This window comes from Rhizobacter sp. Root1221, assembly GCF_001425785.1.
Taxonomy (GTDB): Bacteria; Pseudomonadota; Gammaproteobacteria; order Burkholderiales; family Burkholderiaceae_C; genus Rhizobacter.
Genome location: NZ_LMDI01000013.1, coordinates 33,796 through 56,446, shown reverse-complemented (window position 1 = coordinate 56,446; position 22,651 = coordinate 33,796). Strand labels below are relative to the sequence as shown.

The following is a 22,651-nucleotide window of genomic DNA, read 5'->3' as shown; positions in this document are numbered from 1 at the left end:
TGGAGGCAACCATTCTTGGCAAAGACGGCCGAGGGCCGCCCTTGCCAGTCATGCCATAAGGGGCTGGGTGGAACGGGTGTGCGGGCGTGGCAGCCAATGGGAGGCACGGAACGCGGACGGGCGGCCCAGCTTGTTGAACTTCGCCAGGGCACACACCGGGCACTCGATGCCGTTGTGGTGCCCGTCGTGCGACAGGTGCATGGTGCCGCACTCACTGCAGTGCCCCAGGTGCACGAGGCCCTCGCGCATGGGCGTGAACACGGCGCTGATGAGGCGGGACAGCGAGAGCGGGTTCGACGGGTCGCGGTGGTGGATGGCATAGAACTCGTACGCTTCCACGAACGCCGCGTGCGGCGGCATGCCGAGCGAGACCAGGATGCGCTGGTGCGCAAAGATGGATGTGACGAGCAGCCGCCGCGCCGCGCTGCCCCAGACCGCTGCATTGCTGTCGTGGGTGCGGGGAAGATCGGGATCGACGGCATCGATGTCGGAATCGATGGCGCGGCGCACGTCGGCGGTGTGGCGCAGGCGGCGCACCTGGGCGGAATTCACCTCGGAACGGGTGAACTGCAGGATGGCCTTCGTGCTGACGCCGTGGTCGATCAGCTGGCGGATGGTGCGGGCCTCGCCGGGGGGCAGGAAGACGGCGGTGGGCCGGCCGATCTTCGTGACACGTTCGCGCCGCGGTTCCGCCAGTTCCTGGTCGAGGCCGGCGCTGATGGCCACGAAGTCGTTCCAGTGGCACAGCGTGCGTGCGAGCAACGAGCGCATCGTGGCGTCCACCGGCAAACCGCTCAGCGTGGAGAACACGCGGTCGAGGTACACCTCGTTGACGGTGAGGGCCACCAACGGCCGCGGGAGGTGGCCTGCGGACTGCACCAGCGTGCTGCAGCTCGCCGACGACATGGCCGCCATCACGTCGGCACTGCCCAGCCCGCCCACCAGGGCCGCGAGCCGGGGCTGCGTGGCATAGCGCAGCAGCGTGAGCACGACTTGCTCGTTGAGCGCCTTGACGATGGGCCGGTAGCGTTCGAGGTGCGGCAGGGCCGGGCCACCCCGGCCCCGCTGCATTTCGGCGACGTGCTCGACAGTCATGTGCACACGCCACAGCGCGGTGGGGGTGGTGGCCAGGTCCTCCAGGGGATCGACGTCGCTCGTGCGGTCGTCGGATTGCAGGGCCATCGACGCGAACCTTTGGGCAAGGCGCACGCTGATGCCGAAGAGTTCTGCGCAGTGGTGGATGTTCTGCCGGGCCACGGCCGCAACAGCACCGATGACGGCCTCGTTGAGGTCCTTCTGGTCGACGACACAGGCGGCGTGGAGCGGGATCGGGTTGGTTTCCATGGGTTCTCCGGGATGACGACGGTGGAACAAACTCGGGCAAACGAGAACTGCGATTCGCCCTATCAATGCAATTACGTTGCAGCTGCATTCATTTCGCAATCATCACCGCCATTGAATCCACATTGCAATCCCAACCCCCTAGAACGGCACAGACCGCACTTCTTTCGCAATCCTTTCTATAATCGCCCGGCCCTTCGCTCCGCCACCGACATGAACGACGACCACGACCCGCACGGCCCGCTCGACGATGGCCCCTACCCCGCGCTGAAGGCGTTCCTGCTTGGCCGCGGCATCCCGCGGCACAAGCAGACCACCGAAGTGGCCGGGCTGTTGGGGCTGGCCAAGACCAGCGTGTTCCGCAAGTTCAAGGGCGAGTCGTCGTTCTCGCAACCGGAGTTGAAGGTCATCGCGGACCATTTCGCCACCGACGTCGACACGTTGATCGGCGTGTCGGGCGGTCCGGCGGAACGCTCGGGCGGCGCAGGCGCGCCCGAACCGGCGCGGCTCCACCTGCCCGGCCTGCCGGCATCCGGTCAACTGCTGGTGGGGCCGTTGCTCGCGCCCGATGACCTCTGCGACCTGGTGGCGGTGCGTCAGGCCGACGGCTGGGCGGTGTACCCCGGTGACGCCGACGCCACGCGGGGCCTCCCCCGCCACAGCATCGCGTCATTGCGCATCAGCAGCGCTCCGCGCCAACGCGTGGCCCTGCTCGAGGACGACAGCAACGCTGCGGCGGTGGTCGCCATGGCGCTCGAAGGCGAAGGCATGGTGGTCCACACCTACCACGCGGCCGCAGACCTGGTGGGTTCGCTGGACCGCCGCCCGTGCCAAGCCTATGTGATCGACTGGCTCCTGGGTGGGGGCACGGCCGAAGGTGCCATTCGGCAGATCCGTGCACGGCAGCCCAGCGTGCCCATCGCCATCACCACCGGCGCGTTGCACACCGGGGCGGAAACCGAAGGGTCGTTGATTCCCTTTGCCGAGGCGTTTTCCGTGGGCATCTTCGAGAAGCCATTCCGCCAGGCTGTGCTGGCCAGCTACCTGCGGCGTGGCATGGCACCCACGCCGCGCTGACACCTGCTCACGAGGCCTCTCACGACGCGAGAACCGCCGCCTGGAGCGCCACCTGCAACTGCGCCGCGGCCACAGGTTTGTCGGCCCGCGCGTCGAACCAGCGCTCGACGTCGGCATCGACGGCATGCGACGCTGACAGCATCACGAGGTGGGTGGCACGGTTCGGGCCGTCACCCTGGCGCACGCGCCTGGCAACTTCGCCACCGGGCAGGTCGGGCAGGTCCAGGTCGAGCAGCACGGCAGCGAAGCGGCGTTCGGCCAATGCCCGCAGGGCCTCGAAGCCACTGCCCGCCTCGGACGGCGCGTAGCCCAACCCGCGCACCACGTCGGCCAACGCGGCCCGCACGTCGTGGGCATCGTCGACGACGAGCACCGGCGGCAGCCCGAGCGGCGGGGGTGATGCGATCTCGAGTGGCGCGGCGGTGGCGATGGGCAACCAGACCACGAAACGCGAACCGGCGCCGGGCGTGGATTCTGCATGGAGCTGCCCGTGCAGCAGTTCCACGAGGCTGCGCACCACCGCCAGGCCCAGGCCGCTGCCTTCGGCCATCGGGGTGGCCGCGGCGACCCGGTAGAACGGATCGAAGATGTGAGACAGCGCCTCGGGCGCGATGCCAACACCCGTGTCACGCACCTCCAGGCACAGGCGCCCGCTGCCAGCCTCGGCCGCTTCCACGGCGGCATGCACCGTGACACCACCGCGTTCCGTGTACTTCACGGCGTTGGAGACCAGGTTGTCGAGGATCTGCCGCACACGGCGCGGGTCGGTGACCACGGCCTGGCGCAGGTCGGGGCCGGGGGTCCAGTGGATGTCGAGGTCCTTGCGAACCACGGACTCCTCGTGGTCGGCGATGACCTCCTCCACCAGCCGGTCGAGGCGGAACTTGCGCGGGTTCACCGCCAGGCGGCCCGCGGACATCTTCGCGAAGTCGACCAGGTCGCTCAGGCGCGCGCGCAACGCGCGGGTGCCTTCCCGCAGGCGCAGGAACAGCGGTTCACCCGCCTCGACCCGGCCTTTCGACTCGATGATGTCCATGCTGCTGATGATCGACTGAAGCGGCGTCAGCAGCTCGTGGGTCAGCATGCCGAGGAACTTGCTCTTGTCGCGGCTGGCCGCCTGGGCCTGTTCGCCGGAGGCCACCGCGGCACGGCGCGCATCGTCGGCCTCGCGGCGGGTTCGCGCTTCGCGGCGCGCCAGCAGCACCCCGAAGGTGGCCACGGCGGCGGTGAGCGAGAACATCAGGCACATGAGGTGGGACAACACCACCGTGCGGGTGCGCAGGTGGATCATGGCGGCCTGCTGCGCCAGGCGTTCGGCTTCGTCTTGCGATCGCACCGCACGGCCGAGCCGCGCGAGGCGGTCGGCTGCTTCGAGCGTGCGTGGCAGGAGCGCCGGATCGGACGGACCGGCCGCGCCGGGGAACGCCTGCAGTGCGGGCAAGGTGTCGGCGTACACCGGCGTGCTGGCTGCACCGGCACGTTGCCCGAGCTGGGCGGCCAGCCGTTCGGCGTGCCCGTGGAACACGGCCAGTTGCCGGGCCACCTCCTGATCGGCATCGGCGCGCGGCGATGCCAGCAGGCGCGCGAGATCGATCAATGCCACGGCGGCGGCCTCGTGGTCGGCGGCCACCGCCTGCTGGCGCTGGAGCAACTGCGAGGCGTCACTGAACTCGTCGAGCAGGTCGCGGTTCAGGTAGCGCGACATCGACACGGACAACCCCAAGGCCAGCGCGCCCGCGAGCAGCGCGGCGCCAAAGGGTCCTCCGCGGAAAGGAAGCCGGATCGGGAAGTGCATGGCGACATTCTGGAGCAAGGCGCTCGCCGCACCCTCGTCGTTTCGCGCCGGTTTCGAAGGGGGTACCCCGGAGCGGGGACGTTAAGGTCGATGCCTCTTCAGGAGATCGCCGTGCCCACTGTCCGCACTTCACCATCACCCGTCCCGAACCTGCAGCCGCACCCGCAGCCCATCCAGTTGTTTTGCACGGAAGGCGAGCCCGACGCCCCGGTTTCGTTCGCCAAGGGGTTCCAGGGCGGCATGGTGCTGTTGCCCTGCGAGATCCACACCCTGCGCGTGCGCCAGTTCTATCGCCGCAACTTCGAACAGCTCAGCCATTGGCTGAGCGGTCTCGATCGCGTGCGCAACTTCCGTGACGTGGACCCTCGGCAAGTCGACGCGGCCGACGCCGCCATCGCCGCCTGCCTGAAAGACGCACACGCTAGATGTGCCGACGCCAGCCAGCAGGCGAACACCCTGCTGGAAGCCGGCGGGCTGGCCGACATCGCCATCCACTACGCCGCACCGGCCACGGTCGCCGTGCCCATCATCCACCCGCATGCCCGCACCTGCCTCGAGGTGCTGCTGGCGGCCGATGGTGCATTCGCCACCATCGAACGCCTCTGGCTCCTCGGCCAGATCGACACCCGCGAGCGCCGGTCACGCGAGGCCGTGCTGCGCCAGGCGTTGCGATCGGTCGCGGGCGAAGTGCGGCAGCAGTACGGGGCCATGGCACGGGTGGTGCGCGGCGACCGCCCTCGGGCCCCGGCCCCCGTCCGCCCCTTGCACACGGGAGACGCCGGCGACCCCGGCCCGGAGACCGTCCTGCCGCCTGAGACACCCCACGGCGAGTGACGTCCGGACGACGTGCACCACACGATCGCTGCGGCACCCGTTTGATGTTTGATGCCGGGCGAACGCCCCCCTTTTGCAGTGCCATGCCATGGCTTGGTGGCCCGCAGGCGCGGGCCACCCTTTTTTGACGTGCGCACCGGGCCGGCACGGCAGGTCAAGACGACCGGCCTGCGCGCCCCACCGGCAACGCCCGCGGCCGCGCGACGCCTCACTCGGTGCCGGACCGATCCCACCCTTGTGCGACCGGCAGCAGGTCGCCCTCGACGCGGGCGCCTTCGTACAGGGCCACCACCCCGTGCACCACGGTGCCGGTGATGTGCGCGCTGCAGGCGATGTCCAACCGGCCATGGGCCACCACGGCTGGACGACCCCGGCGGCCTTGCACCCGGCCGGCAATGACAACGGCCGCGGCGCCCATCACGCCGCCGCGAACCCGGGCCCCGGCGGCCACCACCAGCGTGCCGCTGGTGGCACACACGTGCCCGTCCACCTCGCCCAGCACCCAGACGTGCTGGGCCTGGCAATGGCCGCGCACACGCGCGCCCACCGGCACCACCAGCGTGGGCCCATCGGCCTGTGACGCGGTGAACCAGGCCGGCTCGGGCGGCGGTGGCCGTGCCACCGGCGGCCGCACGGCCGCGTGGAGCACGGGCACGCGCACGTGCGCAACCGGGCCGCCCTGGATCGGCGCCACCTCCTCGCCATGGGGTGCATTCCGCAGGCGGTAGTCTGGATCAGGATGGGGGCTGTCCGGCACGCGGCCGGGTTCGAGGTCGAGGTCGAGGTGGAATTTCATGCTGTTCACTCCAGCCGGATCAGGCCGCGGTCGGTTTCAGCCTCGCCACTGCGTGGATCGACCCTGAGCAACCGGGCGCCCGACGGCAGGCGTTCACCCACGCGGAACGACGCCGGGAGCCCCTTCGTGTCGGGCACCACGATGGAGTTGGCGCTGGTGATGGCCACCAGCAGGTCCGAACGGTTGGGACTGGCGACCACGCCGTCGTTGGGCGGCGCCTGCGATGCCGGAGCGGCAGGTGCTGCCAGATCGGCAGGCCCACGCCCTGGGCGCCGCGTTGAACGGGCAGAACGTGCCTCGGGGTTGGCGGCAACTTGGCCGATTTCACCCGCCAGGCCCGACGCAGGCGGGCGCGTGGGCCGCCGGGGTGCGCGAGTCTCGCCAGTGTCGGGCGCAGGAAAAGCGTGCGCTGGTGCGACAGCCATGCCCGCTGGCGTTGCACCAGATGCAGCGGCCCATTCAGGCCGCGGCGCCATCCGATCGCCCGGCGGAGGGGATGGCACCCCCGGCACGGGCGAACTGGCGGCGCGCGAAACCGGTTCGCCCGCGCCAGCAGCACCGAGGTGGCCGGCATCCGGCGATGGGACTTGCGCCTTCGCTGGTGAGGAAGCGGCGGGTACCGGAACAGAACCCTGAGCGAGAGCCGACGGCGGCGCGTCGGCGTGCAGCAGCAGCCACGCCACCAGGGCCCCCATCCCGAGCACCCCCAGCACCGGCAACACACCAGCGTGTGACAGCCAGCCGGCAAGGCCGCTGCGGCGAGCCGGCACCGGCACCCAACCGCCCGCGCGGTGCCACACCAGACGACGCCCGGGCTGGCCCACGTTGGCATGGGCCAACACGCCCAACCGGACCTTGATGTCGACGTTCGATTCCTGAGCCATGTGGTTTCCCGTGGAGCGATGGACACCGCAGGCAAACCACACACACGGCGCCATGGCATTCCACACGAACCATCATGCGGGGACCCGCCAACGGCACGACCTCATGACCGGTGCCGAAAGTGCCCACCGGCGAACCCGGTACAGCGATGCGCCTGGAAGCGATCCGCGTGGGATTGGCCAGGGTCAGCTGCGCCGAAAAGGGCTCGTTCGTTTCTTCCTGGCCGTTGCCGACCGGAACCTGGCCTGATCGAAATCGGTGCGCTGGGCCAGGAGTTCTTCGCCGTCGATGCGCTCCGCCAGGCTGTCGATGTCGCGCGCCGTCACGCCGGCCTGCGCGAAGTGCGCCTGCCATGTGTGCACGACGTCGATGACGGCCGCCACTTCGGCCGCAGCCTCCGCGGGCAGCAGGCCGAATGCATCGCACTGCGACATGGCGTTCTCGAGCGTCGAGTCGCGGCCCTGGGCGCCGCAGATGAACTCCTGGTAGCCCTGCCCCGAGTTGGTTGGCAAGACGTCGTACGCCGGCGCCAGCTTCAGGCGGCCATTCTCGAACGGGTTCACGACCAGCAGGGAATGGTTCTTCTCGTGGTCATCGGTGTTGTCGACCAGGATGTTGAACACCATGCGGCGAAAGAGTTCGCGTGCATCCCGCTGGTTGATGTTGTCCTGGGCGATGCCGACGCGGCGGAGAATGCGCGCCAGTTCGGGGTACCCCATCTCGGGTTCGTCTCCGGACGCAGTGGCCGCGCGGATGGCCGTGCCCGCCGAGATGCTGTGAATGCGCCGGCCCTGTTCGCGGTCGAAGCGGCGAACGGCAATGGCGTTCCCGCCGGCGAGGTGGACGACACGCGTCTCGGCCACGGCAATGCCCGCGCGCCTGGCAAGCGTCATCGTCGCATGCTCGATGACCGGCGTGTCGACGGGCTCGCCATTGAAGAACTTGATGACCCACTGCTCGCCGCCGATGTCGACGAGCGCCTTGGGCTTCGCGCCACCGAGGCTGCCGCCCGCGCGGATGATCTTCGCCTCCAGGGCGCTGAGGGGCTCCGCGGCTTCGATCTTTGCCACGACCTCGCTGAGCAACTGTGCCTCCTCGAGCCGAGGAAGTGCACTCCCGGCTCGCGGGCTGTACGTGCTGGCCGACGTGGAAACGCCGAGCGCACCAAACCGGTCGTCGCCCGCGTAGTACAGGTACTCCATGAGGGAGAGACGCTTGGGCTTGTCCACGAAGCGGATGACTTTCTCTCCCCAACGGTCCGGCCGCGCATCGTCGACCGCGCCGACGGCGCGCTGCGCATCGGCCCCCAGGCGACTTGGCGGCATGTGCTCGACATCGACGAGCGACAGGTCCTCGCTCAGGGCGAATCCGCTGCCCAGCCACGCCTTGCCGTAGTGCAACGAGACGCCTTTGCCGGCGGACACGAGCTTCAGTGCGCCGACGAGGCGTGGTGTGGCCGGGTCGCCCAGGAACCAGAGGTGCAAGTCGTCCAGGCGCATCTCAGCCCTTCGTCCGGCTCGCGCTGATGCGGGCTTCCGCGGAAGCCTGGGCGCGCGCACGACCCAGCTCGACGGCCTCGCGGACATTCATCTCGATGGCACCCTGGTCGTGTTCGGGTGCGGCGAGATTTCTCAGCTCGCCGTCGCGCTGGATGAGCCAGAGGGCCGTCGCGACGATGCCAAGGCCAACCGACGGGTCACCGGCTTCCAGCCGTTGAAGCGTGGGCACGGAAACCCCCATGCGCTTCGCCCAGGCCTTCAATGACTCCTTGCGGCGCAAGCGAGCCACAGCCAGGTCGGCGCCCAGCTTCTCGATGGCGGCGGCCGTCGAAGGTGGGAGCTGCAGGAGGGCGCGGGCGGTCTTCGGCATACATATAGATTATAGCGAAACAGGCCATTTCATCAATATCTATGTGTACAAACTATGCCGAGCGGCCCTTCGAACAGCGTCAATCGCGGTCGCGGATGGCCGTGCCGGTGCGTGCGACACCGACGCGTGTGCCGTTGCCCGGAGGCGCGCAGGTGAAGGTCAGCGCGGCGTCGTCGGCCGCGGCGGCCGACAGCAACTCGGTCAGCGTGAGTGCCGCTTCAGACGACTTGTCGGGCACGAACTGGTCGGTGCCGCGGTTGTGCACCCAGCCCTTCGGCACGTTCGCGATCACGCCCTTGGCCACCACCTCGCACTCGGCGCGCGGGCTCGTCACCTTGCCACGCGCGACGATGAGGTTCAACCGTGCGCTGACGTCGCGCTGCCCCGCGTTGGCGGGGGTCACGGTGACCTGCTGGCCCACGATGGGATTCATCTCCGAGTTCATGGCCAGCACGAACTGCTCGACCTGGTGGCGCTGCGTGGCGTTCAGCGTGAACACCGCGGCGCCCAGGAAACCGGCCACCGTGCCGGACGCGCCGGTGTTGTCGAACCCGAACCCGCGGATCTGGTCCCCGGCATCCGGGGCGCCAGCGACCTGCGTGTTGCGCGCAAACATGCCCACCTTCGCGTACATGTTGCGCAGGTGCGGGATCTTCATGTCCTCGTCCACCCCACCGCCTTCGACGGCCAGCGTGCCGTCGGTGCCGAACTGGTTCTGCACGGCGTTGACGGCGTGGCAGCCGTTGCAGGTGGTCAGCGTGTCCGACGTGACGGTGTTGTAGATGTGCTGCCCCTGCGCCTGCGCCGTGGTGAGCGACAAGTCGAGGTTGAGGACGGGGCTCGGCGGGTAGCTGAGGCTCAGCGCGTAGTTCGTGAGGGCCGCCATGTCGGCGTCCGGCAGCTGCGCCGCGTTGCCCAGCAAGGCGGTGAATGCGGCGTTGAAGTCCTGGAACGCCTGCTGCTCGAGCGTCTCGCCGGTGCTGCGGCCCTGGCCCGTGCGGTCGCCGCGCCAGTGCATGGGGCCGTTGCCCATCAGGCCGCGCAGGCTCTGCGTGGCCATGGGGCCCTTCATCGGGTGCAGGTTGGTGTTGCGGCCCAGGCGCGGGATGTTCACGTTGTAGGCGCCCGGGTTCTGCACGCGGCGTTCATCCGGGTTGCCCAGGTCCCACGCGAGGTGGTCCGTGTCACCGAAGATGTGGCAGCCCGAGCACGACGAATCGCCGCGGCTGGACGTGAGCGATGCATCGAACAGGAACTTGCGGCCGCTGGTGACTACCGCCGGTTCCGGGTTGTGCATCTTCACGTGGGCCTGCTCGGTGAACGATTGGGTGTCGACGACGGACACGCCGTTGTCGCCCCGCGTGGTCACGAAGGCGAGGTGGCGCCCCGGGTCCAGCACCACGCCGGTGGGCAGGCCGCCCGTCAGCGCGACATGGCTGCCGGCCGACGGCGTGAAGGTGTCTCCTTCGAGTTCCTGCGTGCTGAAGCGGCCCAGCTTGTTGGACCCCATGGCCGCCACGTACAGCGTGCCACCGTCCGGGCTCACGGCCATCTCGAGGGGCGTGGCGAGCGCGGCGGCTTTTTCGGCGGCGGTGCCGGTGGTGCTGGCGTAGCTGGTGATGTGCTTGTTCAGGTGGCGCGGCGAGGCGGTCATGCCGTCGATCACCGTGATGCGGCTTTCGACGAAGTGGCCGCGCACCGTGCTGGACCGGGTGCCAGGGCCCTCGAAGCGCGTGAGGTTCAGCGCCTCCTGGTTGCTGACGTACAGCTTGCCGGACGACGGGTTCACCGCGATGTTGAACAGCGTGGTGCCCACGCCGGTGACGCGCGTGGTGGTGACCGTGGGCGTGGGGCCGCTCGTGTCGATGGTGAACAGGTCGTAGTCGGGCAGGTTCAGCTTGACGCGCGAGTTCCACGTGCGCGCCGCGGTGCCGGTCTTCGGGTCACCGCTGTCCACCCAGTTGCCGGCCGCGTTCTTCTGCACGATGAGCCCGGTCTGCGGCTGCGTGGCGCCATCGGCCGCCGTGGTGGGCGGTGGCTTCGTGATGCCCCCCTCGCCGATGTCGCTGGCGAGGATGGTGGTCTTGTTGCCCGAGTTGAACACCGCGGCGTACACGCGCGTGCCGGCGGCATTCCTGGCGAGTGCGCGCAGCGTGTCGCCGAACAGGTTCAGCACGGTGACCGGCGTGCCGCCCAGCGCGGTGCCGGGCGCGGTGGTGTCGAACACCCACACGTCGGCGCGGCCGGTGCCGGCGGTGGTGAGTTTCGGGTCGAACTTGACGTTCTGGCCGCGGTGGGCGGCGGTGATGAACGCCCACTTGTTGCCGGTGCCGGCGAACACGATGTCGCGCGGTTCGTCGCCCACCAGCAGCGTGTTGACCACACGGGCGGGGCTGACGGACACGTCTACGATGCTCACGCTGTCGGACAGGTGGTTGACCACCCACAGCTGGTTGTCGCTGGCCAGCGCCACCGCCACGGGTTCGAGACCCACCGGGATGGACTCGGTCAGCACCGGTGTGCCGGGTGCGGTGTCGTACACCTCGACGCGGTTGTCCGGGGTGTTGACGACGAACAGGCGCAACCCGTTGCCGGACAGTGCCATGGGCCGCACGTGGCCGCTCTCGAAGGTCACGAACTCACCTGCCGCGGGTGGCGTGCCCGTGGTGCCGGCGTGAACCGGCGCCACCACGGCACACAGCCCCCATCCCGCGCACAAGATGGCGCCGGCGAGCCCCCACAAGGCGGCTCCCCCGGGGAACTTCATGGGTTGCCTCCTCGTGTCCTGCAATGTGGCCGTGCTGCAGGAAACGAGCTGGAGATCACAACTGGCGGTCGATCACCAGGCGGACACCCTTCGTGCCCGGCGCCACGGCCGCGCTGGGTTCGCTGGCCAGGTCGCCCGGCTGTTGCATGGGCTGGCCAGAACGTGAAATGCGCGCCACCAGCAGCACCGACTTGGTCTTCGACACCGTGCGCTCGGGCATCATCGCCATGCTGTCATCGAGGGTGAACGTCAGCGGCAGGTCGGCCACGCGCTTGCGCAACACAGCCACCGGGGCACGCGAACCGTCGTCGGGCCGGGCGATCACGAACAGCACGTCGTCGGGCTTGAGCTGGGCGGCCAGCGCCGGGGCCAGCGTCACCTCGCCGCTCACCGTAGCGCCGGTGGCCGCGGCCACCGGCGGGGCCGCCGTGGGTGCCGGCAACTTGCCCTCGCTCCGCGCCTGGTCGATGTTCGATTGCACCTGGCGTGCCTCGGGCGAATCGGGCGGCAGCACGGCCATCAGCTTGTCCCATTCGGCCACGGCACCGGCATGGTCGCCGCTGCGGTAGGCCGACATGCCCATCAGCATCAGGCCCATCGGGTGTTTCGGGTTGAGGGCAAGGGCCCGCTTGACGAGTTCCATGGGCCGGCCTTCGAGCTGGTCACCGGCGGCCGCGGCGAGCACGTCGGCCTGTTCGACGAGCAGGCCAGGGTCCTTCTGGATCAGCGGTGCGGCGCGTTCGTAGGCCGCGGCGGCGTCAGCGAACCGCTCCATGCGGGCGTAGGCCCGGCCCAGCAGCACCCAGCCCTCCAGGTTGTCGGGTGATTTACGCAGGGCCTCGGCCAGGTGCTCGACGGCACGGAGCACGTCCTCGGGTGCAGCCCCCGCGCGCGCCGTGGGTGTGTCGATGGCGGCGGCATTGCCTACTCGGTTGTAGAGCCCGGCGGCGCCCAGCGGCACCAGCACGGCCAGCGCCACCGCCGTCCAGCGGCCCGACGTCGACACGGGAACCGCGGTGCTGGCCGGGGCGGCCGACACGTCTTCGAGCAGGCGGCGCTGCAGTTCGTCACGGGCCTCCGCGTAGGCGGGTTCGGTCAGCTGCCCGCGGGCGAGGTCGCGTTCCAGTTCCTGCAGCTGGTCGCGGTAGACCTTGGAATTGAGCTGGGCCACGGTCAGCGTGCTGCCGCGCGACCCGCGCAACAACGGCCACAGCAGCCGCCCGATCACGAGAAGGGTCAGCAGCGCGGCAATGGACAGGAAGGCGGTCATGGGCGGGGGTCCGTGGCGTCCAGCAGCGCCTGGGCGCGGCGGCGCTCGTCGTCAGACAGCCCGGGAGCGGCCGACGCGGCATAGGTTTGCTGGCGGCGGCGCAGGTACGCCACGAGGAAGACGACACCCGCCACCACCAGCAGGAACGGGCCGAACCACAGCACCCACGTCAGCGGCTTGACGGGTGGGCGGTACAGCACGAAGTCACCGTAGCGACTGACGAGGAAGTCGGTGATCTCGGCGTCGGTCTTGCCCTCGTGGATCAGCTTGCGGATCTCGCGGCGCAGGTCGTTGGCGAGGTCGGCGCGCGAGCCCGCGAGCGATTCGTTCTGGCACACGAGGCAGCGGATGTCCTCGGAGATGCGGATGAGGCGCTGCTCCACCACCGGGTCTTCGGCCAGCGGGGCGGCTTCGCGGGCCGCGGCGGGGATCACCACCAGGCACCAGGCAGCAAAGGCGGACAGCAGGAAGCGCTTCACCGTTGCAGCTCCTTCAGCAGCGGCCGGATCTTCTCGTCGAGCACCTCGCGGGTGACCGGGCCGATCTGCTTGAAGCGGATCACGCCGGCCTTGTCGATCACATAGGTCTCGGGCACGCCGTACACGCCGTAGTCGATGCCCACGCGGCCGTCGGCGTCCACCGCCGACAGGGTGTAAGGGTTACCGTGGCGCTCGAGCCAGAGTTTCGCGTCAGCGGGCTGGTCCTTGTAGTTGAGGCCGACGAGCGGCACCAGCTTCTCGCGTGACAGCGCCACCAGCACCGGGTGTTCCTCGCGGCAGGCCACGCACCACGACGCCCACACGTTGAAGATCCACACCTGGCCCTGCAGGTCCTTCGGCGCGAAGCGCGCCGTGGCATCGAGCTGCGGCAGGTCGAACACCGGCGCGGGCTTGCCCACGAGCGGGGACGGCACGAGGCTCGGGTCGCGTTTCAGGCCCACGGCCAGGAACCCGACGAGCACGATGAAGATGGCCAGCGGCCACAGGAAACGCTTTTTCATGCGGGGGCTCCCTGGGCTGCCACGGCCGGCGCGGTGCGTGCCTTGCCCAGCCGGTAGCGGCGGTCGGCCGCGGCCAGCAAACCACCCAGGCCCATCAACAGGCAACCGCCCCACACCCAATCGACAAAGGGCTTGTGGTACACGCGCAGGCTCCATGCGGAGGCGTCGAGCGGTTCACCGAGTGCCACGTAGCGGTCACCCGTGAGGCCGGCGTCGATGGCCGCTTCGGTCATGGGCATCGTGGATGACAGGTACTTGCGTTTTTCAGGGTGCAGCGAACGCAGCACTTCGCCGTTGCGGGAGAGTTCCACGTCGCCGCGCTGGGCCACGTAGTTGGGCCCGCGCACCTCGCTCACGCCCACGAGGCGGAACGTGTAGCCACCCACGTCGACGGTGTCGCCGGGGGCCATGCGCACGTCGCGCTCGGTCTGGTACGTGGACACGAAGGTGGCGCCCACCACGAACACGGCGATGCCGCAGTGCGCGAGGTGCATGCCCCAGAACGACAGCGGCGCCCGCATGGTACCGCGGCGGGTCTGGTGCCAGACGTGCACGGCCGAGCTGCTGACAATCCACGCGGCCAGGAACGCCCCGAGCGCGGCAAGCCACGACCACGCGCCCATCAGGAACGGCACGGCCACGGCGGCGATCACGGCCACCACGATGGCAGGGCGCAGCCGGGCGAGCATGTCGCGCCAGTCGGCCGCCTTCCAGCGGGCGAGCGGGCCGAGCGGCATCAGCATCAGCAGCGGCACCATCAGCGGGCCGAACACGCTGTTGAAGTACGGCGGGCCCACCGAGATCTTGCCGAGGTTCAGCGCGTCCACGATGAGCGGGTACAGCGTGCCGAGCAGCACGCTGGCAGCCGCGGTCATCAGCAGCACGTTGTTCAGCAGCAGCAGCGCCTCGCGCGACACCACGGCGAAATGGCCGCCCACGCTCACCTTCGGCGCGCGCCAGGCGAACAGGCCCAGCGACCCGCCCACCACGACGGTCAGGAACCCGAGCACGAAGACGCCGCGGGTGGGGTCGGTGGCAAACGCGTGCACCGACGTCAGCACGCCGGAGCGCACGAGGAAGGTGCCCAGCAGCGACAGCGAAAACGCGCTGATGGCCAGGATGATGGTCCAGTTCTTGAACGTGCCCCGCTTTTCGGTGACGGCCAGCGAGTGGATCAGCGCGGTGCCCACGATCCACGGCATGAACGACGCGTTTTCGACCGGGTCCCAGAACCACCAGCCCCCCCAGCCCAGTTCGTAGTAGGCCCACCAGGAGCCCAGCGCGATGCCGAACGTGAGGAAGATCCACGCGGCCGTGGTCCACGGGCGGGACCAGCGTGCCCAGGCGGCGTCGAGCCGGCCCGACAGCAGCGCCGAGATGGCAAAGGCAAACGCCACGGAGAAGCCCACGTAGCCCATGTAGAGCATGGGCGGGTGGAACACGAGCCCGGGGTCCTGCAGCAGCGGGTTCAGGTCGCGCCCGTCTGCGGCGGCCGGCACGAGGCGGGTGAACGGGTTCGACGTGGCCAGGATGAACAGCAGGAACCCCACCGCCAGCAGCCCCAGCACCCCCAGCACACGCGCCACCATGTCGTCAGGCAACTGCCGCGAGAACGTGGCCACGCCCAGGCCCCACACGGACCCCATCAGCACCCACAGCAGCAGCGACCCTTCGTGGCCGCCCCACACCGCCGCGAACCGGTACATGGCCGGCAGCTGCGAATTGGAATGCTGGGCCACGTACAGCACCGAGAAGTCGTTTGCGAGGAACGCCTGCGCGAGGCAGCCGAACGACACGGCGATGAGCAGGAACACGAGCTGGGCGCTGGGCCGCGCCAGCGCGACCCAGTCCGCCCGCTGGCGGTGGGCGCCCACGAGCGGCAGCACCCCCTGCACGATGGAGACGAGCAGCGCGAGGATCAGCGCGAAGTGACCGATCTCGGGAATCATGGCTTCAAGGTCCTCGCGGCCTTCTGGGCCTGGTCCACTGCGTGCTGGGCTTCGGGGGGCATGTAGTTCTCGTCGTGTTTGGCCAGCACCTCGTTCGCGACGAACAGCCCTTCGGCGTTCAACCGCCCCTGCGCCACCACGCCCTTGGCCTCGCGGAAGAGGTCGGGAAGGATGCCGGTGTACGTGACCGGGGTTTCGCGCACGGTGTCGGTGACGACGAACCGCACGGTGAGGTCGGTGCGCTGCACGCTGCCGGCCTTCACCATGCCACCGATGCGGAACGTGCGGTCCTTCGGGGCTTCGCCCGCGGCGATCTGCGACGGCGTGAAGAAGAAGACGAGGTTGCTCTGGAAGGCATTCAGCACGAGGGCCGTGGCGATGCCGAGGCTGGCCACGCCGCCCACGATGAAGGCCAGGCGTTTCTGACGGGGTTTCATGGCATCAGGTCCTGAGGGAGCGCGGCCTGCGCCAGTGCCTGGCGGCGGCGGGCGCGCAGCAAGGCGGCCTCGATGCCGAGGGCCAGGACCGTGGCGCCGAAGCTACCCCAAACATAGAAGGCGTATCCGCCCATCGCGAAAAACTCACCGAGACTGTGCCACTGCATCTTTCACCCAATCCGCATGCCGCTCCCGCTCGAGGATGATGCTGCGCACCCTCGACAGGCAGGCGGCTGCCGCGTACATCCAGCATGCCATCACCATCAGCAGCATGCCCCACAATATCACGCTCGCCATGGATGGCGAGCGGGTCACAGAGACAGAGGCGCCCTGGTGCAATGTGTTCCACCATTTCACCGAAAAATAAATGATGGGCACGTTCACCACGCCCACCAGCGCCAGCAGCGCACCGGCGCGGTCGGCGCGCCGCGGGTCGTCGATGGCTGCCTGCAGCGCGAGGAACCCGAGGTACAGGAAAAAGAGGATCAGCGTGGACGTGAGCCGGGCGTCCCACACCCACCAGGCGCCCCACATCGGCTTGCCCCACAGCGCGCCGGTCCACAACGACAGCAGCGCGAACAGCGCGCCGGTGGGTGCCAGCGCCGACGCCATCATGCTGGCGAGCCGCAGGTTGAACACGAGCCCCACGGCCGCCCAGGCGGCCATCACCACGTAGAGGAACATGGCCATCCAGGCGGCAGGCACGTGGATGAAGATGATGCGGTAGCCCTGGCCCTGCTGGGCATCCACCGGGGCCACGAAAAACGAGACCCAGAGGCCGGCCACGGCAAAGCCGGCGGCCAGCAGCGCGAACAGCGCCCACAGGCGTCCGGCCAGAGGGTAGAAGGTCTGGGGAGACGCAAAACGGAACCAGTTGATCTTGGTGGCTGAGGACATTCGGCTGCCGCGTGAACTTCTCGTTCGAAAAAATCAGCCTCGGAATGTACTGTGGGAAACACAGCCCCCGGGCGGGCGACTCCTCGGGGTTTCAACTTATAACAGTTGCCCGGGCCCTGGCCCGAGGCCGATCGCCTACTCCAACGAGATGCGCAACGCAGCCGTGGTGGCCCACGGCGCGAAAAACGCGCTCAACACGAACATCGCGCCCAGCAGCAGCAGGTGGCCCGACGGATCCAGCCCGGCCGCATCGGCCTCCACGGCACCCGCCCCGAAAATCAGCACCGGCACATACAACGGCAGGATCAACAGCGCCAGCAGCACCCCGCCGCCCCGCACGCCCAGCGTGAGCGCGGCGCCCACGCCCCCCACCAGGCTCAGCACCGGCGTGCCGAGCAGCAGCGACAGCATCAGCAGCCCGAGGCTGCGCGGGTCGAGGTTGAACTGCAGCCCGAGCACCGGCCCCACCAGCACCAGCGGCAGCCCGGCCACGAGCCAGTGCGCGAGCGTCTTCGCCGCCACGGTGACGTACAGCGGCGTGGGCGACAGCACCATCTGCTCGAGGCTGCCATCGGCGTGGTCGCCCGCGAACATGCGCTGCAGCGACAGCACCGCGGCCAGCAGGGCCCCCACCCACAGGATGCCGGGCGCGATGCGCTGCAGCAGCGCCGTCTCGGGCCCGATGGCCAGCGGGAACAGGCTGGCCACCATCACGAAAAACACCAGCGACATGAGCACATCGCTCTTTTGCCGCATGGCCACCTGCAGGTCGCGCCGCAGCACGGTGGCGAACACGGTGGGATCGCCGCTCATCGGGTCAGCTCCAGCAACTGGCCGGAACGGCCGGGGATGTCGACGGCCTGGTGGCTCGTGAGCACGGCCAGGCCACCGCGTTCGAGGTGCGCGGCGATCAGCCCGGACAGCACCTGGAGCGCTTCACCGTCGATCGCGACAAAGGGTTCGTCCAGCACCCAGACCGGCGCGGTGCTGTCCACGAGGCGGGCGAGCGCCACGCGGCGCTTCTGTCCCTGGGACAGGAACCGGGCCGGCAGATGGGCGCGGCCGGCCAGGCCGAGCCGGGCGAGCGCAGCGGTGAGTTCGGTGTCGGACGGGCGGGACCCGGCCAGTGCCGCGGCCACCCGCAGGTTCTCGCGTGCGCTGAGCATGCCCTGCAGGCCACTGTCGTGGCCGATGTAGAGCAACTGGCGCCGCCAGGTTTCACCCAGCGCTTGGATGGGCTCGCCGTCCCACCGGATTTCTCCGGTGGCGGGGGGTGAGAGGCCGCACAGCAGGCGCAGCAGGCTCGTCTTGCCGATGCCGTTGGCACCGGTGACGTGGAGCCATGCGCCGCGTTCGAGTGTGCAATGCACACCCTTGAAGAGGAGGCGTTCGCCCTTGGCGCAGGCGAGGTCGTGAAGGGTCAACATGCGGCCTGGATTCTGCAACACGGCGCGGGTGCGCCGAGGCGGCCAGGCGAAACCGAGGGTTTACCCTCGGTCAACCCTCATTCATCGGTTTCGGGTTCGGCGTCGATGGCGTGGTCGTAGTCGCTGAAATCGGCCGGCACGTGGGCGATCAGCGGCTTGTCCAGCGGGCGGCACACACGACGCTGCAGACGCTCGAGGCGATCGGACCGCCCGATGGCCTGGAACACTTCGGCCGGGTTGAGCATCAGCGCGAAGGGGTTGGCAATGGCCAGGGTGTCTGAGGTCTGCATGTGAATTCTCCGGTGAACAGGGGAAGTCGATGCATGAACTGTAGGGACCGGGGGCATTTCCGGTAAGTCGGCCCCGCGCCAAACGGCGTGTCAGAAGTTCCCAGACAACCTTGTCCCGTCAGACACGCTGGCGGACGGGGAACAGGCGTTCGAAATTCTCGGTGGTGGCCTGGGCGATGGCCTCGACCGGCACCCCCTTCAACTCGGCGATCTGCCGGGCCACATAGGGCACGTAGGACGGGTTGTTGGTCTTGCCGCGGTAGGGCACGGGCGCCAGGTAGGGGCTGTCGGTTTCGATCAGGCAGCGGTCGAGGGGCACGTAGGCGGCCACCTCGCGCAGGTCGGCCGCGTTCTTGAACGTCAGGATGCCGGAAAACGAGATGTAGAAACCCAGGTCGAGCGCGGCACGGGCCACGGCCATGGATTCGGTGAAGCAGTGGAAAACCCCGGCGTCACCGCCCTCCTCCTTCAGCACCGCCACGGTGTCGTCCGAGCTGCTGCGGGTGTGGATCACGAGCGGCAGCCCCGTTTCTTTCGACGCGCGGATGTGCACGCGAAAGCGCTCGCGCTGCCATTCCATGTCGGCCACGCTGCGCCCGTTCAGGCGGTAGTAGTCGAGTCCGGTCTCGCCGATGGCCACCACCCGCGGGCGGGCGGCCAGGGCCACGAGGGTGGCGACGTCGGGTTCGCGCACGTCCTCGTTGTCGGGGTGCACGCCCACCGACGACCAGAAGTTGTCGAATTCCGTGGCGAGCGAGTGCACGTCGTCGAATTCCTCGAGCGTGGTGCAGATGCACAGCGCGCGATCGACCCGGGCCTCGGCCATGGCGGCACGGATCTCGGGCAGCTTGGCCCGCAGTTCGGGGAAGGCCAGGTGGCAGTGGGAATCGACGAACATGGGCAGGCAAGGGGCGGCCGAGGGAGGCCGCGGCCGGCAAGGTCAGATGGTCTGGGTGGGCTTGGCCGATGCAATCGACGTGCCGAGGATTTCCTCGATCTTCAGGCGCAGCAGGCGGGTCTTTTCGTCGCCGGGGAAGCGCACGCCCACCCCTTGGGTGCGGCCGCCGGACGCGTTGGCCGGCGTGATCCAGGCGACCTTGCCGGCCACCGGGTAACGCTGTGGGTCGTCCGGGAGGGACAGCAGCAGGTAGATGTCTTCGCCGAGCTTGTACTCACGGGTGGTAGGCACGAACAGGCCGCCGTCGGTGAAGACGGGGATGTAGGCCGCGTACAGCGCGCCCTTTTCGCGGAAAACGAGCTGGATCACGCTGGGCCGCGGTGCATTCGCGGCGGCCAGCGTGGTGGTGCCCATCGGACGGGGGGTGGCGGTGGGTTCGCTCATGGTCTGCAGTGTAACGAAGCGGCGGCCGCGCGTTGGCCAGGGGATATGCGCATCAGTTGGCGCGGGGCGCGAGGGCGTTCCTCGCCTTGAGCACCAGCGACTCCACCATCAGCGGGCCGCTCCACGGGTGCTCGGCGTGGCGCAGCACGGTGCCGAGTTCCTTGGACCAGGCGTTCAGCGCCGCCACCGACCCGGCCTTGGGCAGGGCCGCCGGCGGGTAGTAGCGGGGGGGTGCATCGCAGGCCACGCACATGGCGTCGTGGCAAAGCTTGTGCATCGCGTCGAGCAGGCGAGGCAGCGGCCAGGTGGCGAGCGTGCCGGCCTCCCCCGCGGCCAATTGGCGGGGCAGGCGTGTCCAGGTGACGGCGTCGAGCCCGTCCTTCGACCACGCGAGCGCTTCGAGCGGCTGGCCACCGGCGGCCGCCAGCAGCACCTCGGGCTGGGCCACCTGGTGGCTGGCGAGCCACTGGCGGGCCACCTCGGCGTCGGGCAGCGCCAGCGGCACGGCCTGGCAGCGGCTGCGGATGGTGGGCAGCAGGTCCTGGGGCGCACCGCAGCTCAGGATGAACCGGGCCGCGCCGGGCGGCTCCTCGAGCGTCTTCAGCAAGGTGTTGCTGGAGATCATGTTCATGCGCTCGGCCGGGTGCACCAGCACCACCTTGCCCCGCCCGCGCGCGGACGTGGTCTGCGCGAACAGCACCGCGGCGCGGATGGCCTCGACCTTCAGTTCCTTGCTGGGCTTGGCCTTGGACGCCTTGTCGCTGGCGGTGTCGTCGGTGGACCACCCGAGCGCCTCGCTCAGCGCCTCGGGCAGCAGCACCAGCAGGTCCGGATGCGACCGGGCCTGCACCAGGTGGCAGCTGGCGCAGTGGCCGCAGGCCTGGTCGCCCGTGCGTTGTTCACACAGCCAGCTCTGGGCGAGCGACAACGCCAGTTCGAACTGGCCGATGCCCTGCGGGCCGTGCACGAGCAGCGCATGTCCCTGCTGCGTGCGCAGCGCGTGGGCCAGCGGGCCGGCGAGCCAGGGGAGCGGCAGGGCGCCGTCAGGACCTACCATCCGCGCTGCTCCAGTTCGGTGACCAGTTGGGCCCACACCTCGTCGCGGGTGCGGGCGGCGTCGAGCCGCACGAACCGGCCCGGGTCCTGCTCCAGGCGCGCCTGGTAGCCGGCACGCACCCGTTCGAAGAAATCGGTGTCCTGCTGCTCGAAGCGGTCAGGCGTGCGGGCAGCGGCCCGGCGCCCTGCGGCGGTGGCGGCCGGCAGGTCGAACCAGACCGTCAAGGCGGGCTGCAACCCTTCCTGCACCCAGCCTTCGAGCGTGGCGAGCACGTGCGGGTCGAAACCGCGGCCACCGCCCTGGTAGGCGAAGGTGGCGTCGGTGAAGCGGTCGCACAACACGGTGTGGCCGGCGGCCAGCGCCGGACGGATGACCTCGCGCAGGTGGTCGCGCCGGGCGGCGAACACCAGCAGCGCCTCGGTGAGCGGGTCCATCGCGGTGTGCAGCACCTGGTCGCGCAGGCGCTCGGCGAGGTCGGTGCCCCCGGGCTCGCGGGTCAGCACCACCTCCTGGCCGGCCGCGCGCCAGCGCTGGGCCAGCGCCTCGATGTGCGTGGACTTGCCCGCACCGTCGATGCCTTCGAAGCTGATGAATCGTCCACCCACGGGGAAACCTCTTTCAGCGTTGGTACTGGTTGACCGCGCGGTTGTGATCGGCGAGGTTGTCACTGAACTGGCTCGTGCCGTTGCCCTTGGCCACGAAGTACAGCGCCTTCGTGGGGTCGGGCCGCACGGCGGCCAGCAGCGCGGCCTTGCCCGGCATCGCGATGGGCGTGGGCGGCAGGCCTGCGCGCAGGTAGCTGTTGTACGGGCCGTCGGTCTGCAGGTCGCGTTTGCGCAGGTTGCCGTCGAAAGACGGCCCCAGCCCGTAGATCACCGTGGGGTCGGTCTGCAGCGGCATGCCGATCTTCAGGCGGTTGACGAACACGCCGGCCACGAGCCCGCGTTCCGAGGCCACGCCGGTTTCCTTCTCGACGATGGACGCCAGCACCAGCGCCTCGTCCATCGACTTGAGCGGCGTGCCAGAGGCCCGCTCCTCCCAGGCCGCGGCCAGCTGCCGCTGCATGGTGCGGTGGGCGCGCTTGAGCACCACCAGGTCGCTCGCCCCCTTGCTGAAGGCATACGTGTCGGGGAAAAACCGCCCCTCGGGCGGCAGGCCCGGGGCCCCGATGGCCGCCATCAGCTCGGCCTCGCTCATGCCGGCGGTGGTCTGCTTCAGGTCGGGCGCGCGGGCCAGTTCCGCGCGGAACTGCCGGAACGTCCAGCCGTCGATCAGTCGCACGTTGGCGAGCACCTCGTCGCCCCGCACCATCTTGTCGAGCAGCGCGCGCGGCGTGGTGCCCTGCCCGATCTGGTAGCTGCCCGCCCGGATCTTGCGGGCCTGGCCCGACCAGCGGAACCACTCGTACAGCAGGAAGGCATTCGACCGCACGCCCGCCTGCGACCACAGGTTGGCCACCTCGCGCGGCGACGTGCCGGGTTCGATGGAGACTTCGACCGAGTCGGCCGCCAGCGCCAGCGGCGCCTGCAACCACCACACGGCCGCACCTCCCACCGCCAGGGCGGCAAGCACGATCAGCAACAGGCAACGGCGCAGGAACTTCACGAGGTGGATATGGGGG

24 protein-coding genes are annotated in these 22,651 nt (G+C 69.5%); 2 read left to right on the top strand and 22 right to left on the bottom strand.

Annotated features, from left to right (window positions below):
* Nucleotides 1–48: 48 nt before the first annotated feature.
* A complete protein-coding gene (locus ASC87_RS32430) occupies nucleotides 49–1,344 on the bottom strand; it encodes a hypothetical protein (RefSeq protein ID WP_056661436.1) in 1,296 nt (431 codons plus the stop codon).
* Between the two features lie 210 nt (nucleotides 1,345–1,554).
* Between ASC87_RS32430 and ASC87_RS32425 the strand changes: the two genes are divergently transcribed.
* Nucleotides 1,555–2,418: a helix-turn-helix domain-containing protein gene (locus ASC87_RS32425; protein WP_056661433.1), complete on the top strand. Its 864-nt coding sequence runs from the start codon at nucleotides 1,555–1,557 to the stop codon at nucleotides 2,416–2,418.
* Nucleotides 2,419–2,437: 19 nt separating this feature from the next.
* Here the strand turns inward: ASC87_RS32425 and ASC87_RS11830 are convergent, their stop codons facing one another.
* Entirely contained in the window at nucleotides 2,438–4,213 is a 1,776-nt protein-coding gene (locus ASC87_RS11830; RefSeq protein WP_056661430.1) for a hybrid sensor histidine kinase/response regulator, read from the bottom strand.
* 111 nt (nucleotides 4,214–4,324) lie between these two features.
* On the opposite strand from ASC87_RS11830, the gene ASC87_RS11825 reads away from it, so the two are divergent.
* Nucleotides 4,325–5,047: a hypothetical protein gene (locus ASC87_RS11825; RefSeq protein WP_157603978.1), complete on the top strand. Its 723-nt coding sequence runs from the start codon at nucleotides 4,325–4,327 to the stop codon at nucleotides 5,045–5,047.
* A 208-nt stretch (nucleotides 5,048–5,255) separates the two neighbouring features.
* Here ASC87_RS11825 and ASC87_RS11820 read toward each other — a convergent pair whose 3' ends face one another.
* The 20 genes from ASC87_RS11820 to mltG form a co-directional block, all read right to left on the bottom strand.
* Complete coding sequence (locus ASC87_RS11820) at nucleotides 5,256–5,843, bottom strand: polymer-forming cytoskeletal protein (protein ID WP_157603977.1); 588 nt, start codon at nucleotides 5,841–5,843, stop codon at nucleotides 5,256–5,258.
* Between the two features lie 5 nt (nucleotides 5,844–5,848).
* Entirely contained in the window at nucleotides 5,849–6,043 is a 195-nt protein-coding gene (locus ASC87_RS11815; RefSeq protein WP_056661421.1) for a hypothetical protein, read from the bottom strand.
* A gap of 867 nt (nucleotides 6,044–6,910) precedes the next feature.
* On the bottom strand, nucleotides 6,911–8,224 hold the full coding sequence (locus tag ASC87_RS11810) for a type II toxin-antitoxin system HipA family toxin (RefSeq protein ID WP_056661418.1): 1,314 nt from the start codon (nucleotides 8,222–8,224) through the stop codon (nucleotides 6,911–6,913).
* Between the two features lies 1 nt (nucleotide 8,225).
* Complete coding sequence (locus ASC87_RS11805; RefSeq protein ID WP_056661415.1) at nucleotides 8,226–8,594, bottom strand: helix-turn-helix domain-containing protein; 369 nt, start codon at nucleotides 8,592–8,594, stop codon at nucleotides 8,226–8,228.
* 79 nt (nucleotides 8,595–8,673) lie between these two features.
* On the bottom strand, nucleotides 8,674–11,361 hold the full coding sequence (locus ASC87_RS11800) for a YncE family protein (RefSeq protein ID WP_157603976.1): 2,688 nt from the start codon (nucleotides 11,359–11,361) through the stop codon (nucleotides 8,674–8,676).
* Between the two features lie 55 nt (nucleotides 11,362–11,416).
* On the bottom strand, nucleotides 11,417–12,631 hold the full coding sequence (gene ccmI / locus ASC87_RS11795; protein WP_056661412.1) for a c-type cytochrome biogenesis protein CcmI: 1,215 nt from the start codon (nucleotides 12,629–12,631) through the stop codon (nucleotides 11,417–11,419).
* Nucleotides 12,628–13,110: a cytochrome c-type biogenesis protein gene (locus ASC87_RS11790; RefSeq protein ID WP_056661409.1), complete on the bottom strand. Its 483-nt coding sequence runs from the start codon at nucleotides 13,108–13,110 to the stop codon at nucleotides 12,628–12,630. Before ASC87_RS11790 ends, ccmI begins: the two co-directional genes overlap by 4 nt.
* The gene (locus ASC87_RS11785; protein WP_056661405.1) at nucleotides 13,107–13,631 is read right to left on the bottom strand and encodes a DsbE family thiol:disulfide interchange protein; all 525 of its coding nucleotides are present in this window, start codon (nucleotides 13,629–13,631) and stop codon (nucleotides 13,107–13,109) included. The genes ASC87_RS11790 and ASC87_RS11785 overlap by 4 nt, the downstream gene beginning before the upstream one ends.
* Nucleotides 13,628–15,580 carry a heme lyase CcmF/NrfE family subunit gene (locus ASC87_RS11780; RefSeq protein WP_056661402.1) on the bottom strand — a complete coding sequence of 651 codons (1,953 nt, stop codon included), beginning with the start codon at nucleotides 15,578–15,580 and terminating at the stop codon, nucleotides 13,628–13,630. The genes ASC87_RS11785 and ASC87_RS11780 overlap by 4 nt, the downstream gene beginning before the upstream one ends.
* Complete coding sequence (gene ccmE / locus ASC87_RS11775) at nucleotides 15,577–16,017, bottom strand: cytochrome c maturation protein CcmE (RefSeq protein ID WP_056661399.1); 441 nt, start codon at nucleotides 16,015–16,017, stop codon at nucleotides 15,577–15,579. Before ccmE ends, ASC87_RS11780 begins: the two co-directional genes overlap by 4 nt.
* A complete protein-coding gene (gene ccmD, locus ASC87_RS30685; protein ID WP_082568567.1) occupies nucleotides 16,014–16,184 on the bottom strand; it encodes a heme exporter protein CcmD in 171 nt (56 codons plus the stop codon). The genes ccmE and ccmD overlap by 4 nt, the downstream gene beginning before the upstream one ends.
* Nucleotides 16,162–16,914 (bottom strand): heme ABC transporter permease CcmC, encoded by a 753-nt coding sequence (gene ccmC, locus ASC87_RS11770; RefSeq protein ID WP_056661396.1) that lies wholly within the window; start codon nucleotides 16,912–16,914, stop codon nucleotides 16,162–16,164. Before ccmC ends, ccmD begins: the two co-directional genes overlap by 23 nt.
* A gap of 135 nt (nucleotides 16,915–17,049) precedes the next feature.
* Nucleotides 17,050–17,727, bottom strand: a complete 678-nt coding sequence (ccmB, locus tag ASC87_RS11765) for a heme exporter protein CcmB (protein WP_056661393.1) — start codon at nucleotides 17,725–17,727, stop codon at nucleotides 17,050–17,052.
* Complete coding sequence (gene ccmA, locus ASC87_RS11760; protein WP_056661390.1) at nucleotides 17,724–18,341, bottom strand: cytochrome c biogenesis heme-transporting ATPase CcmA; 618 nt, start codon at nucleotides 18,339–18,341, stop codon at nucleotides 17,724–17,726. The genes ccmB and ccmA overlap by 4 nt, the downstream gene beginning before the upstream one ends.
* 77 nt (nucleotides 18,342–18,418) lie before the next feature.
* Nucleotides 18,419–18,631 (bottom strand): hypothetical protein, encoded by a 213-nt coding sequence (locus ASC87_RS11755; protein WP_056661388.1) that lies wholly within the window; start codon nucleotides 18,629–18,631, stop codon nucleotides 18,419–18,421.
* A gap of 118 nt (nucleotides 18,632–18,749) precedes the next feature.
* Nucleotides 18,750–19,529 (bottom strand): TatD family hydrolase, encoded by a 780-nt coding sequence (locus ASC87_RS11750; RefSeq protein ID WP_056661385.1) that lies wholly within the window; start codon nucleotides 19,527–19,529, stop codon nucleotides 18,750–18,752.
* A 42-nt stretch (nucleotides 19,530–19,571) separates the two neighbouring features.
* Nucleotides 19,572–19,973 (bottom strand): PilZ domain-containing protein, encoded by a 402-nt coding sequence (locus ASC87_RS11745; RefSeq protein WP_082568566.1) that lies wholly within the window; start codon nucleotides 19,971–19,973, stop codon nucleotides 19,572–19,574.
* Between the two features lie 52 nt (nucleotides 19,974–20,025).
* On the bottom strand, nucleotides 20,026–21,030 hold the full coding sequence (holB, locus tag ASC87_RS11740) for a DNA polymerase III subunit delta' (RefSeq protein ID WP_056661379.1): 1,005 nt from the start codon (nucleotides 21,028–21,030) through the stop codon (nucleotides 20,026–20,028).
* Nucleotides 21,024–21,635 carry a dTMP kinase gene (gene tmk / locus ASC87_RS11735; RefSeq protein ID WP_056661376.1) on the bottom strand — a complete coding sequence of 204 codons (612 nt, stop codon included), beginning with the start codon at nucleotides 21,633–21,635 and terminating at the stop codon, nucleotides 21,024–21,026. Before tmk ends, holB begins: the two co-directional genes overlap by 7 nt.
* Before the next feature lie 13 nt (nucleotides 21,636–21,648).
* Nucleotides 21,649–22,635 (bottom strand): endolytic transglycosylase MltG, encoded by a 987-nt coding sequence (gene mltG, locus ASC87_RS11730; protein ID WP_235582151.1) that lies wholly within the window; start codon nucleotides 22,633–22,635, stop codon nucleotides 21,649–21,651.
* Nucleotides 22,636–22,651: the final 16 nt, after the last annotated feature.